Origin of the sequence: Pseudomonas sp. NFACC41-3, from assembly GCF_900109505.1 — a bacterium.
Taxonomy (GTDB): domain Bacteria; phylum Pseudomonadota; class Gammaproteobacteria; order Pseudomonadales; family Pseudomonadaceae; genus Aquipseudomonas; species Aquipseudomonas chlororaphis.
This window is the reverse complement of the sequence record NZ_FOAE01000001.1, coordinates 11,631-27,694: the sequence shown is the minus strand read 5'-3', so window position 1 is coordinate 27,694 and position 16,064 is coordinate 11,631. Positions and strand designations below refer to the sequence as shown.

The window sequence follows — 16,064 nt, the reverse complement described above, 5'->3', positions numbered from 1 at the left end:
CGGGAGTCCCGGCGCGGCGCTGACACGGCGCTGCGCCTGCTTACTGATAAGGAGAGCCCGCCACGCGGGCGTCAGATCCCATGCTCTATCGTCGTTTTGAACAGCTGATCGATATTTTCCGCGACGCTCCCACTGCCGCTCCCCCCAACCGCGTACTGCCCTTCTACCTCTACTACATCAAGCAGGTCTGGCCGAGCTTCGTCGCCCTGCTGGTGGTCGGCCTGTTCGTGGCGCTGATCGAGGTGTCGCTGTTCAGCTACCTGAGCACGATCATCGACCTGGCCCAGGGCACGCCGAATGTCGAGATCTTCAAGACCCACGGCCTCGAACTGGCCTGGATGGCGGTGGTCGCGCTGATCTTCCGCCCGTTGTTCGTCGCCCTGCACGACCTGCTGGTGCACCAGACCATCAGCCCGGGCATGACCAGCCTGATTCGCTGGCAGAACCACAGCTACGTGCTCAAGCAGAGCCTGAACTTCTTCCAGAACGATTTCGCCGGGCGCATCGCCCAACGCATCATGCAGACCGGCAACTCGCTGCGCGATTCGGCGGTGCAGGCGGTGGACGCGCTGTGGCACGTGCTGATCTATGCGGTCAGTTCCCTGGTGCTGTTCGCCGAGGCCGACTGGCACCTGATGATCCCGCTGCTGATCTGGATCGCCAGCTACATCGGTGCGCTCTGGTACTTCGTGCCGCGGGTCAAGGAACGCTCGGTGATTTCCTCGGACGCCAACTCCAAGCTGGTCGGCAGGATCGTCGACGGCTACACCAACATCACCACCCTCAAGCTGTTCGCCCACACCCACTTCGAGCAGAACTACGCGCGCGAAGCCATCGGCGAGCAGACCGAGAAAAGCCAGCTGGCCGGGCGCGTCATCACTAGCATGGACGTGGTGATCACCGCCATGAACGGCCTGCTGATCGTCTCCACCACGGGCCTGGCCCTGTGGCTGTGGACCCAGTCGCTGATCTCGGTCGGCGCCATCGCCCTGGCCACCGGCCTGGTGATCCGCATCGTCAACATGTCCGGCTGGATCATGTGGGTGGTCAACGGCATCTTCGAGAACATCGGCATGGTCCAGGACGGCCTGCAGACCATCGCCCAGCCCATCAGCGTCAGCGACCGCGAGCAGGCGCCACGCCTGGCGGTGGCCAGCGGCGAAGTGCGTTTCGAGCATGTGGATTTCCACTACGGGAAAAAGGCCGGGGTCATCAGCGACCTCAACCTGACCATCCGGCCCGGGGAAAAGATCGGCCTGATCGGCCCGTCCGGCGCCGGCAAGTCGACTCTGGTCAACCTGCTGCTGCGGCTCTATGACCTGGAGAGCGGTCGCATCCTGATCGACAACCAGAACATCGCCGACGTGACCCAGGAAAGCCTGCGCGAACGGATCGGCATGATCACCCAGGACACCTCGCTGCTGCACCGCTCGATCCGCGACAACCTGCTGTACGGCAAGCCCGACGCCACAGACGAAGAACTCTGGGAAGCGGTGCGCAAGGCCCGCGCCGACGAGTTCATCCCGTTGCTTTCCGACGCCCAGGGCCGCACCGGCTTCGATGCCCACGTCGGTGAGCGCGGGGTGAAACTCTCCGGTGGCCAGCGCCAGCGCATCGCCATTGCCCGGGTGCTGCTCAAGGACGCGCCGATCCTGATCATGGACGAGGCCACCTCGGCCCTGGACTCGGAAGTCGAGGCGGCGATCCAGGAAAGCCTGGAGACCCTGATGCAGGGCAAGACCGTGATCGCCATCGCCCACCGCCTCTCGACCATCGCCCGCATGGACCGCCTGGTGGTCCTGGAAAAAGGCCGCATCGCCGAGACCGGCAGCCATGCCGAGCTGCTGGCCCATGGCGGTTTGTATGCGCGCCTCTGGCAGCACCAGACCGGGGGGTTCGTCGGTATCGACTGACCTGTACCTGTAGCCGCTGCCGAGCCTGCGAGGCTGCGCTCGGCGGCGCAGCCGTCGCAAACCGACGAATGCGCTCCTTCAGGCAAATCACGGTTGCAGGCTTTGCGACCGCTGCGCGCTCGATCGCAGCCTTCGGCAGCGGCTACAAAAACGCCACATCAGGGCCCGACATTTTTCCGCTCCCTGTAGCCGCTGCCGAGCCTGCGAGGCTGCGATCGGCTTGGGCGGCATTCCGACGAAGCAGTCGCAAACCGGTGAATGCGCTCCTTCAGGCAGATCAAGGTTGCAAGATTTACGACCGCTGCGCGGTCGATCGCAGCCTTCGGCAGCGGCTACAGCTACCCGCCCATCACAGGCTGCGCCAGCGGCTACAGAAAACGCCAGAGCCCCGTGAACAGGGCCCTGGCGTTTTTTTTCGCACTGGATTTGTAAAAAAAGCCTGCTGTACTGAGCCTAGGTTCTGGAACAGGGCCTGTAGCCAGGCTGCACGGCTGCATAACGGCGTTATCGGATCGATAAGGAATAACTTCTATGTCGCTGTTCAAACGTTCAGTCACTGAGTTGTTAGGTACCTTCTGGCTGGTATTGGGTGGTTGCGGCAGCGCCGTACTGGCGGCCGCGTTTCCGGAGGTCGGCATCGGCCTGCTGGGCGTGGCGCTGGCCTTCGGTCTTACCGTGCTGACGATGGCCTTCGCCATCGGCCATATCTCCGGCTGCCATCTCAACCCCGCGGTGTCCGTCGGCCTGGTGGTCGGCGGGCGTTTTCCACTCAAGGAACTGCCCGCCTATGTGATCGCGCAAGTGATAGGCGGGGTGATCGCCGCGGCGCTGCTGTACTTTATCGCCAGCGGCAAGCCCGGCTTCGAGCTGGCCAGCGGGCTGGCCTCCAACGGCTATGGCGAACATTCGCCAGGGGGCTACTCACTGGCGGCGGGCTTTGTCAGCGAGCTGGTGATGACCGGGATGTTCGTGGTGATCATCCTCGGCGCCACCGATAAACGTGCGCCGGTGGGCTTCGCGCCGATCGCCATCGGCCTGGCGCTGACGCTGATCCACCTGATCTCGATTCCGGTGACCAACACCTCGGTCAACCCGGCGCGCAGCACCGGGCCGGCCTTGATCGTCGGCGGCTGGGCGATCCAGCAACTGTGGCTGTTCTGGCTGGCGCCGATTCTCGGCGCAGTGGTCGGCGGTGGCATCTATCGCTGGCTGGGCAAGGAAGACAGCTGACAGCAACCCCCGAGGGTCACGCCTGCCGATACGGCAGCGCGACCCTCGCCTCTTCGGCGTAAGCCAGCACGCCCACCCGCTCCTGCTGGAGAAAATCCTTCACCGCCGCTTTCAAGCCGGGGTGTCGCAGGTAGTGCCAGGATCGGGTAATCACCGGCTCGAACCCCCGAATCAACTTATGCTCGCCCTGGGCCCCAGCGTCGAAACGCTGCACCCCCTGGGCGATGGCGTAATCCATGCCCTGGTAGAAACAGGTTTCGAAATGCAGGCGATCGAATTCCGCCAGGCAGCCCCAGTAACGCCCGTAGAAGCTGTCGCCACCGATCAGGCTGAAGGCCATGGCCACCGGCCTGGCGTTCTGCTTGGCCAGCACCACGCGAATGGCCTCGGGCATGCGTTCGGCCAGCAGGCTGAAAAAGGCCCGGGTCAGGTAGGGTGACTGGCGCCGCACGGCATAGGTGTTGGCGTAACAGGCGTAGACAAAATCCCACTGCGCTTCGCTGAGTTGCCGGCCTTCGAGCCACTCGAACTCGATGCCCTGCCCCGCCACCTGTTCGCGCTCCTTGCGCATCTGTTTGCGCTTGCGCGAACTGAGGGTATCGAGAAAGTCCTGGAAGTCCCGGTAACCACGGTTCTGCCAATGGAACTGGCAGCCCAGGCGTTCAAGCCAGCCGGGGTGCCCGGCCAGGGCGGCATCGGTGAAGGCGTCGGTGAAGTTGATATGGGCGCTGGAAAGCCCTTCGATCTCCAGGTAACCGGGCAGGCTTTGCAGCAGTTCGAAGCCGTCTTCCAGGCTTGCCGCCAGCAGCCGCGCGCCGCTGACCGGGCTGAAGGGCACGGCGCTCAGCAGCTTGGGGTAATACTCGATGCCGGCCCGGGCGCAGGCGTCGGCCCAGCCATGGTCGAACACGTACTCACCATAGGAATGCCACTTGCGGTAGCTGGGCAGCGCCGCGATCAGGCGTCCGTCTTGCACATGCAGCAGGTGCTCGGCCTGCCAGCCAGAGTTCGGGCCGAGGCTGCCGCTGTCTTCCAGCGCGCTGAGAAAGGCGTGACGCAGAAACGGCTGGCCGTCACTGAGCAAACCGTCCCATTGCTGCGGATCGACGGCGGCCAGGCTGGTCAAGGATTGCAACGGCATTGGGTTCCCCGCGAGTGTGGTCCACGAACGCGCCGAGTATCGCCGATCACTGCCCCAGGTGCAGCAACAGGAAATCGATGAACGCCCGCGACTTGTGCGGCAGGTGCGAACTGTTGGGAAACACCACGTTCACCGACTGCGAAGGCAAGGCGTAGTCGGGCAGCAGGCGCACCAGCCGGCCGCTGGCCAGGTCGTCCTCGACCACCCAGCCGGGCAGTACCGACACCCCGAGGGACGACAGGGTCATGGCGCGAATGGCGGTGGAGGAATTGGATTCGAAATGATTGGGCCCGCTGACTTCGACCTGGCCCCGTTGCGGGTGGCTCAGGGTCCAGTTGGTCGGCCCTTGCAGGTTGCTGTTGGCGATCCACGGCACGTTGTTCAGGTCCTGTGGCTCGCCCACCGGATGACGCGCCAGAAAGTCCGGAGTGGCCACCAGGACGATGTCGTAATCGGCCAGCTTGCGGCTCTTGAAAGCCGAGTCGGCGAGGTTGCCCAGGCGGATCACCAGGTCGAGTTTTTCCGCCACCAGATCATTCAACGAAGAGTTGAAGTTATAACAAAGACGGATCTCCGGATAACGCTCGGTGAACTTGGAAATAATCGGCAGTATATAGCGCTCGCCATACTCACTAGTTGAACTGAAACGCAACTTTCCGGAAATACGATTATGCCCATGCAGAACATTCTCGAAGGCATTGTCGATATCCGCGACAATCCCCTTGAACTCGTTATAAAAGTCCTGGCCTATTTCCGTCAGGGATATATTGCGGGTATTGCGGATCAACAAGGTCGCCGACAAAACTTCCTCGAGCGCCTTGACATGCAGGCTGGCCATGGCTTTGCTGATGCACAGGTAGTTGGCCGCCTTGGTATAGGAACCGAAATCGACAACCGCCAGGAATGTCTGGACGCGATTTAGATGCGTGTGCATGTTGTAGCTCACCGTGTTGTAAATCATTGTCAAATTCCACCAAACAATGTTTCAAGTATAGGCGTATCGACACCCTCGGTCTATCGCTCCTATGATCCCGCCGCAAAAGGGAGATCATATGACTTATCGCTACAAAGTGGCTCTTATATTCCTCATCGGATTCTTTATCGACTGTATAAACATATTCATGTCGGCCGTGGCTTTACCGAGTATTGCCCATGAGATGCACGTCTCGACTTCATCCGTGGCCTGGGTGGCCAATGCCTATATTCTCGGCCTGACCCTGATCATTCCGGTGAGCACCTGGCTCGCCGGACGATTCGGCAGCCGCGAAACCCTCACCGCCTCGATGCTGGTGTTCAGCACCGCCGTGTGGATGTGCGGGATGGCCGGCAGCTTCCATGAACTGGTGATCTGGCGTTTCGTCCAGGGCATCGGCGGCGGCCTGCTGATCCCGGTGGGCCAGGCCCTGACCTTCAACCTGTTCCAGGGCCCGCAGCGGGCCAAGATCTCCACCCTGGTGATGGCCGTCGCGCTGATCGCCCCGGCCATTTCGCCGACCATCGGCGGCGTGATCGTCGACAGCAGCTCCTGGCGCTGGGTGTTCCACAGCAACATTCCGTTCTCGCTGATCGCCTCCGCCCTGTCCTGGCTGTGGATCAAGGAAGCCCGGCCCGCCAGCCTGGCGCGCCCGGACATCAAGGGCCTGCTGCTGGTCAGCTCGGCCTTGGGCAGCCTGCTGATGGGCATGTCGCTGTACGGCGGCGACTACCCGCCGCTGGCCGCCCTGAGCTGCCTGATGCTGGGGGTCACCTGCGTGGTGCTGTATGTCCTGCACTACCGCCGCTGCGACAACGCCATCGTCGAGTTGAGCCTGCTCAAGAGCAAGAAACTCAGCACCTCGATCTTCATCTACTACGCGATTCCCGGGGTGTTCACCGGGGTCAACCTGCTGAGCATCTTCTTCCTGCAGAACAGCCTGCACTTCAGCGCCCAGCTGACCGGCATGTTCATGATCCTCTACGCCAGCGGCGCCTTCATCGCCATGCTGGTCTGCGGCCGGGTCTACAACCGCTTCGGCGCCCGGCGCCTGTTCACCCTCGGCATGCTCCTGCACAGCGCCGGCATCGCCACCCTCTACCTGGTCGACAGCGCCGCCGACCTGCCGATCATCGTCATCGCCTACTGCCTGATGGGCATCGGCGGCGGCATCGGCGCCAATACCGCGCAAACCACTTCGCTGATGGATTTCGAAGGTGCCGATACCCACAAGGGCAGCGTGATCTGGAACATCAACCGGCAGATGTCCTTCAGCATCGGCGCCGCGCTGTTCCTGATGATCTACAACCTGCTGCTCGCCCGCCTGGCGTCTACCCCGGCCTATCACCTGACCTTCGTCATCGCGGCGGTGATGGGTCTGTTACCCCTGTTGCAGATGAGCAACCTGACCACGCAAAAGGAATGTCATGCACAACACAATCGTTGAACAGGCCAAACACAGCATCCATGCGGTCCACGACCTGATCCACGCGGTCTTCACCGACCAGGACGGCAACGGTGCCGCCGCCATCGACCGCCTGCTGCCGGCCTTCGCCGAGCACTTCAGCATGGTCACCACCGCAGGCGCCATCGTCAGCCGCGAGCAGGTCGAACAGATGTTCCGCGGCGCCGTCGGTGCCCGCCCCGGCCTGGAGATCCTTGTCAGCGACCTGCACACCGTGTGGCACGAAGGCCACAGCGCGGCGATCCGCTACAAGGAAACCCATCGCCTGGACCAGAAGGAAACCTCGCGCCTCTCGGTGGTGGTGATCCGCATCCATGAGCACTCGGCCCAGTGGCTGTACCTGCATGAAACACCGTTAAGCTGACAGCGAGTCACCCCATGAATTACCAGATCACCCAGTGCCTGATGCTCTCGCCAAGCATCAAGGAAATCACTCTGGAGCCTCTTGTCCCGGCTCCCTGCGAGACCACCGCCGGGGCCCACTTCAAATGGTGGATTCCCACGCTCGAGCAATGGCGTCACTACTCCCGGGTCGAGCTGGCCGAACATGAGCTGCCCCCGGGCAGCCTGGTGTTCGCCATCCGCCTGAACCCCGACTCGCCCAGCAGCGCTTATATCCGCCAGTTGAAGGCCGGCGACCCGGTACGGCTCGACGGCCCGTTCAATGCCTTCGACTACCAGCTGGACGACAGCGACGGCGCCGACATCGCCCTCGCCGGCGGCATCGGCATCACCCCGTTGACCGGCATCCTCGGGCATCTGCGAGCCCGGCAGCGTCCGGCGCGGCTGCACTATTTCGCCAAGAGCGCGGGCGACGCCGCCTACGCCGCGCAGATGCGCGAGCTGCTGCAGGACAGCCTGAGCCTGCACTGCTCCGACTCGGCCGAAGGGCGCCCGTCGGTGGCCGCGGTGCTGGGCCAGTTGCAACCCCGGGACCGCCTGTATGTGTGCGGCCCGCAAGCCATGCTCAACGACGTGTTCAGCCATGCCCAGAGCCTGGGGTTTCCCCGCGAGCGCATCCACTTCGAAGTCTTCAACACCTGCCTGGCCGAGGATGACCCCGGCTTCGCCGTGCACGCCGCGGACTCCGGCGTCGACCTGCGGGTGCAGCCCGGCCAGTCCCTGCTCGACGCCCTCGAAGAGGCCGGCCTGGAGCCGCTCTACGACTGCCGTCGCGGCGAATGCGGGGTGTGCGAGCTGGACGTGCTGGAAGGTGAAGTCGATCACCGCGATTTCATCATGAGTCCGCAGCAGGCCGCCTGCAGCAACAAGATCTACCCCTGCGTATCCCGGGCCAAAAGCCCAAGCCTGAAACTGGTCATCTAAAGAGAGAACCTCGTTGGACAACTACTTCAACGGCAAGGAAGTGCATCGCACGCTGTTCCTTGATCCGTCGCTCTTCGAGCGAGAACAACAACAGGTATTCGCCGCCAGCTGGTGCTACCTGGGCCATGAAAGCCTGGTCCCGGAAACCGGCGACTTCTTCACCGGCGACATCGCCGGCCAACCGCTGGCCATGGTCCGGCAGAAAAACGGCGAGATCGTCGTGCTGCACAACCGCTGCCCGCACAAGGGCGTGAAAGTGCTGGCCGAGCCGCAAGGCAATGTCGGGCGCTTTATCCGCTGCCCCTATCACGCCTGGACCTTCAAGACCGACGGCCAGCTGCTGAGCATCCCGGTGAAAAAGGAATACGACGACTGCGACCTCAGCAGCTGCGCCGCCCACAAGGGCATGCAGCCGGTGGCGGCGATGGAGAACTACCGGGGCTTCGTGTTCGTGCGCCTCAAGGAGCAAGGCGTCGGCTTCAGCGAGTTCTTCGGCGACTCGCTGTCAACCCTGGACAACATGGTCATGCGCTCGCCCCAGGGGCAGTTGCGCGCCATCGGCCAGCCCTTGCTGCACCGCCATCGCTGCAACTGGAAGATGGTGGTCGACAACCAGACCGACACCTGCCACCCGATGGTCGCCCACGAATCCTCGGCCGGCGAAGCCATTCGCCTGTGGAAGGAAACCGGGCACGACGGCCAGCCGCCGATGGCCGTGGAACTGTTCTCGCCGTTCATGGCGTCCTACGAGTTCTTCAGCGCCATGGGCATCCGCACCTGGCCCAACGGCCATGGCCACACCGGTGTCAGCAACTCGATCCACAAGGCCTATTCGAGCATTCCCGGTTACTGGGAGCTGATGGTCGAGAGCTACGGCGAAACCCAGGCCGCGGCGATCCTCGACGACACCCGGCACAACACCGTGTATTTCCCCAACCTGATGGTCAAGGGACCGATCCAGACCCTGCGGGTGATCCGCCCGATCTCGGCCAGCGAAACCGTGGTCGAATCGTGGATCTTCGAACTGGTGGGCGCGCCGGTGCAGTTGCTGGAAAGAACCGTGCAGTACAACAACCTGATCAACTCGCCATGCTCGATGGTCGCCCACGACGACGTGGAGATGTACGAGCGGGCCATGGACGGGCTGCGCAGCCAGGCCAACGACTGGGTGAATGTCGCCCGCCTGTTCGAACCGGGCGAAGCCTTTGAGCAGACCCAGGTGGTGTCCGGCACCAGCGAACGGGCCATGCGCAACTTCTACAACACCTGGCAGCAACTGATGCAGGCCCCAGACGGATCGACCGCCCATGGATAACTCGCCCCTCGAACAGCTGATCTACCAAGAGATCGCGCTTCTCGACCAACAGGATTTCGACGCCTGGCAACAGCTGCTGTGCGACGACTTCCACTACTGGATTCCGCTGCGCCACGACCAACCCTGCCCGTTGCGCGAATCCTCGCTGCTGTATGAGGACCGCTTCCTCACCACCCTGCGCATCAACCGCCTGGCCAGCGCCCGCAACTTCTCGCAGCAGCCCAAGAGCCGCGGCCTGCACATTGCCCAGCGGCCAACGATCAGCCTCGATGCGGATGGCCTGAGTGCCCATTGCCGGACCCCCATGCTGTATTGCGAAGCCCGGGGCGACAGCGAATGGCATTACCCGGTGACCGTGGAACACCAACTGCTGTGCCTCGCCGGCCAGTGGAAGATCCAGCGCAAGAAAGTCCTCCTGCTCAACCCTTCCCGCGCGTTTGAAAGCCTGCAGCTCATCATCTGATTTCCGAGACCCTTACCTGTGAACTCCTCCCACTCCGGTTTCGAAGAAACCCAAGGCACCCGCTCGTTCCCCAACATCGACCTGTTGTACGACTATGGGCAGTTCCTGCGCCGTGCCACCCAGGCCATCGGTCACCTGCCGCCGGCGATCGCCGACAAGCACGTCGGCATCGTCGGCGCCGGCCTCAGCGGCCTGATCGCGGCCTATGAACTGCTGCGCGCCGGCGCCACCCGCATCACCCTGTTCGAAGCCTCGAAAGACCACCTTGGCGGGCGTTTCCTGACCCAATGCTTCGACGAAACACAACCGCAGTTCATCGCCGAGATGGGCGCCATGCGCTTCCCGCCGAGCGAAGTCGGCCTGTTCCATTACCTGGACCGCTTCGGCATCGGCACCACCGAGGCCTTCCCCGACCCCGGCGTGGTCGACACCGAAATCCACTACCGCGGCGAAACCCACCATTGGCCGGCCGGGGAAAATCCACCGCCGATCTTCAACACCGTGCACCAGGGCTGGAACGCCTTTCTCAAGGAGGGCGTGCGCCTGGACGACGGCACCTTCCTGGCGCCGCCGCTGCTGCTCACCGACCTGCTGGAAAAACAGCAATACGCCGAAGTGCAGCCGGAGTGGCAACGCTACCTGGACTGCTTTGGCGACCACTCCTTCTACTCGGCCATGGTGCAGATCTTCACCTCGAACAACCCGCCGGGCGGCAAGCGCTGGCGCAAGCCGGAAGACTTCCACCTGTTCGGTTCCCTGGGCATCGGCTCGGGTGGGTTCCAGTCGGTGTACCGGGCCTCGTTCACCGAGATCCTGCGGCTGGTGATCAACGCCTTCGAAGTCAACCAGCGGCTGGTGCCCAATGGCATTTCCACCCTCTGGGAGCGGATCGCCGACGAGGAATTCCATGGCATCGCCCTACGCGACCGGATCTGCCGCACCCGCATCGAATCCATCAGCAAGGGCGCCGACGGGCAGATCCTGCTGCAAGGCTGCAACGGTGAAACCTATGGTTGCGACCGGGTGATCACCACCGCCACCACCCGCGCCCTGCAAGTCAACATGCGCCTCACCCAGGCCGAGCAGTTCGTCAATCGCGACGTGGCCCGGGCGATCAACGAAACCCACATGGTCGGCTCGTCCAAGCTGTTCATCCTGACCCGCGACAAGTTCTGGCTCAAACATGGCCTGGCGCAGAACATCCAGACCGACACCCTGGTCAAGGGCGTCTACTGCCTGGACTACGCCCCGCAGGACCCGGACTCCTGGGGCGTGGTGCTGATCAGTTACACCTGGGAAGACGACTCGCACAAAATGGTTTCGATGACCGACAAGGTCCAGCGCTGCAAGCGCCTGGTGGACGAACTGGCGATGAGCGCGCCGCAGTTCGCTAGCCACCTGGTGCCGCTGGACGGCGACTACCAGCGTTACGTACTGGAATACGACTGGCTCACCGACAAGCAGGCCCTGGGCGCCTTCAAGCTGAACTTCCCCGGCGACGACCTGTACTCCCAGCGCCTGTTCTATCAGTTCAAGACCGCCCTCGACCCGCAGCAGGACACCGGCCTGTACCTGGCCGGCTGCGGCAGCTCGTTTACCGGCGGCTGGGCCGAAGGCGCGGTGCAGACCGCCCTGAACGGTGCCTGCGCGGTGATCGCCAGCCTCGGCGGCGAACTGCTCGAAGGCAACCCGCTGTTCGATCTGCAATCGCACTTCCGCTATTGCTGAGCCCAGGCCCCTACCGACTTTCGTTGAGACTTTTTCATGTACAGCCAGCTTTCGATCGAAGCGCTCGTTGACGGGTTTCGCCAGGGCAGCCTCTGCCTGGATTCCTGGCACCGCGCGCTGCTCGAGCAATACGCCGACGCCAGGCACCTGAACAGCTTCATCAGCTTCGCCGCGCAGGCGTTCAGCGGCGACACCGGCACGCCCGAGCAGCGCCAGGCGCCGCTCTACGGCATCCCGGTTTCGTTCAAGGACAACATCAATGTCAGTGGCCTGGCGACCACCGCCGGCACCCCTGGCCTGGCCGACTACCACCCGGCCGCGGACGCCGGCATTGTCCGGCGCTTCAGGACGCTGGGCGCGCGGGTCGCCGGCAAGAACAACATGCACGAGCTGTCGTTCGGCGTGACCTCGGCCAACCTGAGCTACGGCGCGGTGGTCAACCCGCGCCACCTGCAACACAGCGCCGGTGGCAGCAGCGGTGGTTGTGCCGCGGCCGTGGCCGCCGGCCTGGTGCCCTGCGCGGTGGGCACCGACACCGGCGGCTCGGTGCGGATTCCCGCAGCCTTCTGCGGCGTGGTGGGCTTCCGGCCGAGCACCGGGGCCTACCCCGGCGACGGCATCGTCCCGGTGTCCCAGACCAAGGACTCACCGGGCCTGCTGACCCGCAGCCTGGAAGACGCGCTGTTCGTCCATCGGCATCTGACCGGCACTTCCTTCACCGCACCGACCGAGCCCAAGCGCCTACGCATCGGCATTCCCCAGCGGTTCTTCTGGTCCGAGCTGGAGACCAAGGTGCACAGCGATTGCCGCGCGGCGATCGATAGCCTGGCCGATCAGGGCGTGGAGATGGTGCCGGTGGACGACCGCCTGATCGGCGAGATCAACGAAAGCATCCAGTTCCCGCTGCCGATCTTCGAGTTCTTCATCGACTTCCCGCGCTTCCTGCTGAAGGCCGGCTGTGGCGAGCGGTTCCTCGAGATCCTGGCGCAGATCCGCGACCCGCAGATCAAGAAGACCCTGATGGCGCAGTTGGAGAGCCCGGCCATTTCCTACGAGGACTACGTGCAGGCCCTGATGAGCAAGATCCGCCTGGATCGGGAATACGCCGGGCTGTTCCAGCAGCACCGCTTGGACCTGATCGCCTACCCGACCGTCAGCTGCACCGCGCCGCTGCTGAGCGACAGCGGCGCCCAGGAGCATTTCGAGCGTTTCGTGCGCAACACCGACCCGGCCAGCAACCTGGCGGCGCCGAGTGTCAGCGTGCCGGTGGCCGAGCCGGGCAGCCTGCCGGTCGGGCTGTCGTTCGACGCCTTGCCCGGGCAGGACCACCAGTTGCTACAGATGGCGCAGCAACTGGGCCGCCTGCTGGCTCTGCGCTGATTCAGCGCCCGGGTGCGCGGGAGCCGGCCTGCCGGTTTTCCGCACATCCGAGGCGACCCCCTCGCTACCTCCAATAACAATTTCATTGCAGGCCTTGCCATGCGCGGTACGTCCATCGCTTCATCCCCTTCGCCCTCCCACTGCACGGTCGCCGAACGCCGGCCTTCGGTCATTGGCGGCGCCATGATCATCGGCGGCACCATTGTCGGAGCGGGCATGTTCTCGCTGCCGGTGATGATGTCGGGCCTGTGGTTCCAAGGTTCCCTCGCGGTGCTGGCGCTGTCTTGGTTCTGCACCCTGCACTCGGGGCTGATGATCCTCGAAGCCAACCTCAACTACCGGCCGGGAGCGAGCTTCTCGACCATCACCCGTGACCTGATCGGCCGGCGCTGGAGCCTGTTCAACGGCGCCACCCTGGTGTTCGTCCTGTACATCCTGACCTATGCCTACATCTCGGCCAGCGGCTCGGTGATCCGTCATACCGCCCACACCCTGGGCCTGGAGATTTCCTCGCGCAACGGCGGCCTGCTGTTCGCCCTGGCGGTGGCCCTGGTGGTCTGGCTCAGCACCGCGGCAGTCAGCCGCATCACCACCCTGGTGTTCGGCGCCAAGATCCTCGCCTTCTTCCTGACCTTCGGCGGCCTGCTCGGCCAGGTGCAGCCACAGGTTTTGCTCGATCGCGGCAACCCACAGCCGGACTACCTGCCCTATCTGTTCATGACCCTGCCGTTCTGCCTGACCTCCTTCGGCTTTCACGGCAACGTGCCGAGCCTGATGAAGCACTACGGCAAGGACCCGCAGCGCATCCGCAACTGCCTGCTGATCGGCACCCTGATCGCCCTGGTCCTGTACACGGTGTGGATGCTCTGCACCATGGGCACCCTGCCCCGCGAGCAGTTCAAGGACATCGCCCGCCAGGGCGGCACCATCGATGTGCTGATCAGCGCCCTGGGCAGCATGCTCGACAGCGCCCGGGTCGACCTGCTGCTGACCCTGTTCTCCAACTTTGCCGTGGCCTGTTCGTTCCTCGGCGTCACCCTCGGACTGTTCGACTACATCGCCGACTCCCTGGGCTTCGACGACAGCCCCCAAGGCCGCCTGAAAAGCGCGCTGGTCACCTTCGCCCCGCCGATCGGCTGCGCGCTGATCTGGCCGGAAGGCTTCATCCTTGCCATCGGTTTTGCCGGCCTGGCGGCGACCGTCTGGGCGGTGATCACCCCGGCCCTGCTCGCCCGCGCCTCGCGCAAGCGCTTCGCCAGCCCGCTGTACCGGGTCTGGGGCGGCACGCCGATGATCGTTCTGGTGCTGCTGTTCGGCCTGGCCAACGCCCTGGCCCACCTGCTGTTCAGCTTCGACCTGCTACCGGTCTGGCGTTAGCCGGGAGACGGGCAAAAAAAAGCCCCGCCGGAGCGGGGCTGAAACGAAAGGAGCTTTAACGGATGAGGAAGAGCTCTTTACAGCGGTAAATGAACCTTAGAACACGTACTGCGCGCGAACGATGAAGCCGTCGCCGTCGTCGTCACCGGTACGCGCGGCTGGAGTACCACCGCTGGCGGCCGTGGCGTTGGTAACCTTGTCGGTCTTGGCCTTGACGTAGGTGGCGGAGATTTTCACCGCTTCGTTGGCGTACCAGTTCACACCCAGGTTGTGCACCTTGACTTCGGCATCGCCGACGTCGCGGGTCAGGCTGGCGGTGGTGATGTTGTCGTCCTCGACGGTCATGCTGTCGTAGCGATAGAACAGTTCCCAGGCGCCGAAAGCCTTGTTGGCCGGCTTGATGGCGTCGAACTTGCCCACCTTGTAGCCGCGGGATTCGCCGGTCAGGGTGTAAGCGCCCTGCACGTAGAAGCCGTGGCCCTTGATGTCTTCGTAGGCGTTGGAATCAGCCTTGGTCTTGCGGGTGATGTATTCACCCTGGATCGAGGCTGGGCCCATGGCGAACGCGGCTTCCAGACCCAGCGCGGTGTCGCGGTCGAAGGAACCGGCCGGCGAAGTCGAGCTGCCGCCCAGCACCGGACGGTTGCCGTTGGTGCCGGCATCGTTGCCGCCCAGGGTCTCGACGCCACGCATGCCCATGCGGGTGCGATAACGGGAGTCGAATGCGGTGTCGGAGACATCACGCGAAGCCACGTTCACACCGAAGTGCAGGACGTTGCCGGCATCGTGCATCGGAGCGAAGACGAAGCGACCGTTGACCTGCTTGACGCTGTCGCCGTCGGTGTCGTCGGTGTCCTTGCTGAACACGCCGGCCGAGGCATAGAAGGAATCGGCGAAGGTGCTGGAAGCCTGCAGGCCCAGGCCGTTCTGGTGGGTGTTGGCCCAGTCGACCATGTCGTAGGCGATGTTACGTTCCGGCGCGGTCACCCACTTGGAGCTGGTGGCTTTTTCCAGGCCGAAGTCCGGGTCGAAGCGACCGACCTTGATCGACACCGGCTTGAAGCCGTTGTAAGCCAGCGAGGCTTCGTCGAAGTAGCCGTTATCGGAGTCGCCGGTGTTGTGGGAGAAGTCGTAGTTGATGGTGTAGGCCCAGTCGGTGTACAGCACGCCGGACAGTTCGAGGAAGGCGCGACGGAAGTAAGCGGCGTCGGCGGTGTCACCGTTCTTGGTGTAGACACCGTCGAAGCGGCTGTAGTCGGCTTGCAGGCGACCACCGAGCTTGAAGCTGAACTCTTTGTCTGTGGTGGCGACCTCAAGGCCGCCCTTGGTCTTGACTACGATATCGGCGCCATCGGTGGTGACGGTGCCAGCGAAAGCCTGGGCGGTAACTGCCAGGGCCAGGGCGCTGGCGGCAAAACCGGCGAAGTGCTTACGGATCATCGAAGATTTCCCCTAATTGGTGGTCTGTAGCGCTGGAAAAAACACGCGAGTCAGGCCCGCTTGTGTTGGGAGGGAATCTTGGCGGCGGGTTATTTCAGGGGAGTTGCCGATAGATAAAGATTTGATGACAGCGGAACTTTTTTACTCCCAAACGAAATAAGGCAAAAAGCCTGTACTAGAGCGGTCGGCGGGGTATTAGGGGGAAAACGAAACCCTGTAGCCGCTGGCGAGGCCTGCGATCGGCCGAACGGCCGCAGCGACTTCAAGATCGCTGAAGGCCTTCGGCCTTATCGCAGCCTGCGGCAGCGGCTAC

General features: G+C 63.6%; 13 protein-coding genes. 10 read left to right on the top strand and 3 right to left on the bottom strand.

The genetic code is table 11. The features are described 5' to 3' along the window. Positions 1-80: 80 nt before the first annotated feature. Both BMY68_RS00100 and aqpZ read left to right on the top strand, forming a co-directional pair. Positions 81-1,913, top strand: coding sequence for an ABC transporter ATP-binding protein (locus BMY68_RS00100; RefSeq protein ID WP_009042652.1), 1,833 nt, complete (start codon positions 81-83; stop codon positions 1,911-1,913). Positions 1,914-2,444: 531 nt separating this feature from the next. Then, complete coding sequence (gene aqpZ, locus BMY68_RS00095; RefSeq protein ID WP_009042651.1) at positions 2,445-3,143, top strand: aquaporin Z; 699 nt, start codon at positions 2,445-2,447, stop codon at positions 3,141-3,143. 16 nt (positions 3,144-3,159) lie between these two features. Here aqpZ and BMY68_RS00090 read toward each other — a convergent pair whose 3' ends face one another. Further along, the gene (locus BMY68_RS00090) at positions 3,160-4,284 is read right to left on the bottom strand and encodes a GNAT family N-acetyltransferase (protein ID WP_085530109.1); all 1,125 of its coding nucleotides are present in this window, start codon (positions 4,282-4,284) and stop codon (positions 3,160-3,162) included. A 46-nt stretch (positions 4,285-4,330) separates the two neighbouring features. Then, entirely contained in the window at positions 4,331-5,218 is an 888-nt protein-coding gene (locus BMY68_RS00085; protein WP_085530500.1) for a LysR family transcriptional regulator, read from the bottom strand. Positions 5,219-5,336: 118 nt separating this feature from the next. On the opposite strand from BMY68_RS00085, the gene BMY68_RS00080 reads away from it, so the two are divergent. The 8 genes from BMY68_RS00080 (at position 5,337) to mtr (ending at position 14,311) form a co-directional block, all read left to right on the top strand. After that, positions 5,337-6,704, top strand: a complete 1,368-nt coding sequence (locus tag BMY68_RS00080) for an MFS transporter (RefSeq protein ID WP_085530108.1) — start codon at positions 5,337-5,339, stop codon at positions 6,702-6,704. Beyond that, positions 6,685-7,086: a hypothetical protein gene (locus BMY68_RS00075; RefSeq protein WP_007920620.1), complete on the top strand. Its 402-nt coding sequence runs from the start codon at positions 6,685-6,687 to the stop codon at positions 7,084-7,086. Before BMY68_RS00080 ends, BMY68_RS00075 begins: the two co-directional genes overlap by 20 nt. Positions 7,087-7,100: 14 nt before the next feature. Next, positions 7,101-8,048: a flavin reductase family protein gene (locus BMY68_RS00070; RefSeq protein WP_085530107.1), complete on the top strand. Its 948-nt coding sequence runs from the start codon at positions 7,101-7,103 to the stop codon at positions 8,046-8,048. Between the two features lie 13 nt (positions 8,049-8,061). Then, positions 8,062-9,363, top strand: coding sequence for an aromatic ring-hydroxylating dioxygenase subunit alpha (locus BMY68_RS00065; RefSeq protein WP_085530106.1), 1,302 nt, complete (start codon positions 8,062-8,064; stop codon positions 9,361-9,363). Next, on the top strand, positions 9,356-9,826 hold the full coding sequence (locus BMY68_RS00060) for an aromatic-ring-hydroxylating dioxygenase subunit beta (RefSeq protein WP_009042645.1): 471 nt from the start codon (positions 9,356-9,358) through the stop codon (positions 9,824-9,826). The genes BMY68_RS00065 and BMY68_RS00060 overlap by 8 nt, the downstream gene beginning before the upstream one ends. Positions 9,827-9,844: 18 nt before the next feature. Then, positions 9,845-11,554, top strand: a complete 1,710-nt coding sequence (locus tag BMY68_RS00055) for an NAD(P)/FAD-dependent oxidoreductase (RefSeq protein WP_085530105.1) — start codon at positions 9,845-9,847, stop codon at positions 11,552-11,554. Positions 11,555-11,590: 36 nt separating this feature from the next. Next, positions 11,591-12,934 (top strand): amidase family protein, encoded by a 1,344-nt coding sequence (locus tag BMY68_RS00050; protein ID WP_085530104.1) that lies wholly within the window; start codon positions 11,591-11,593, stop codon positions 12,932-12,934. 99 nt (positions 12,935-13,033) lie between these two features. After that, positions 13,034-14,311, top strand: coding sequence for a tryptophan permease (gene mtr, locus BMY68_RS00045; RefSeq protein WP_085530103.1), 1,278 nt, complete (start codon positions 13,034-13,036; stop codon positions 14,309-14,311). 96 nt (positions 14,312-14,407) lie between these two features. Here mtr and BMY68_RS00040 read toward each other — a convergent pair whose 3' ends face one another. Continuing rightward, positions 14,408-15,751: an OprO/OprP family phosphate-selective porin gene (locus tag BMY68_RS00040; protein ID WP_062823313.1), complete on the bottom strand. Its 1,344-nt coding sequence runs from the start codon at positions 15,749-15,751 to the stop codon at positions 14,408-14,410. Positions 15,752-16,064 lie beyond the last annotated feature (313 nt).

Coding starts and splice junctions, on each gene's coding strand:
- BMY68_RS00100 (WP_009042652.1), top strand. CDS start 81: ATGCTCTATCGTCGTTTTGAACAGCTGATCGATATTTTCCGCGACGCT.
- aqpZ (WP_009042651.1), top strand. CDS start 2,445: ATGTCGCTGTTCAAACGTTCAGTCACTGAGTTGTTAGGTACCTTCTGG.
- BMY68_RS00090 (WP_085530109.1), bottom strand. CDS start 4,284: ATGCCGTTGCAATCCTTGACCAGCCTGGCCGCCGTCGATCCGCAGCAA.
- BMY68_RS00085 (WP_085530500.1), bottom strand. CDS start 5,218: ATGCACACGCATCTAAATCGCGTCCAGACATTCCTGGCGGTTGTCGAT.
- BMY68_RS00080 (WP_085530108.1), top strand. CDS start 5,337: ATGACTTATCGCTACAAAGTGGCTCTTATATTCCTCATCGGATTCTTT.
- BMY68_RS00075 (WP_007920620.1), top strand. CDS start 6,685: ATGCACAACACAATCGTTGAACAGGCCAAACACAGCATCCATGCGGTC.
- BMY68_RS00070 (WP_085530107.1), top strand. CDS start 7,101: ATGAATTACCAGATCACCCAGTGCCTGATGCTCTCGCCAAGCATCAAG.
- BMY68_RS00060 (WP_009042645.1), top strand. CDS start 9,356: ATGGATAACTCGCCCCTCGAACAGCTGATCTACCAAGAGATCGCGCTT.
- BMY68_RS00050 (WP_085530104.1), top strand. CDS start 11,591: ATGTACAGCCAGCTTTCGATCGAAGCGCTCGTTGACGGGTTTCGCCAG.
- mtr (WP_085530103.1), top strand. CDS start 13,034: ATGCGCGGTACGTCCATCGCTTCATCCCCTTCGCCCTCCCACTGCACG.
- BMY68_RS00040 (WP_062823313.1), bottom strand. CDS start 15,751: ATGATCCGTAAGCACTTCGCCGGTTTTGCCGCCAGCGCCCTGGCCCTG.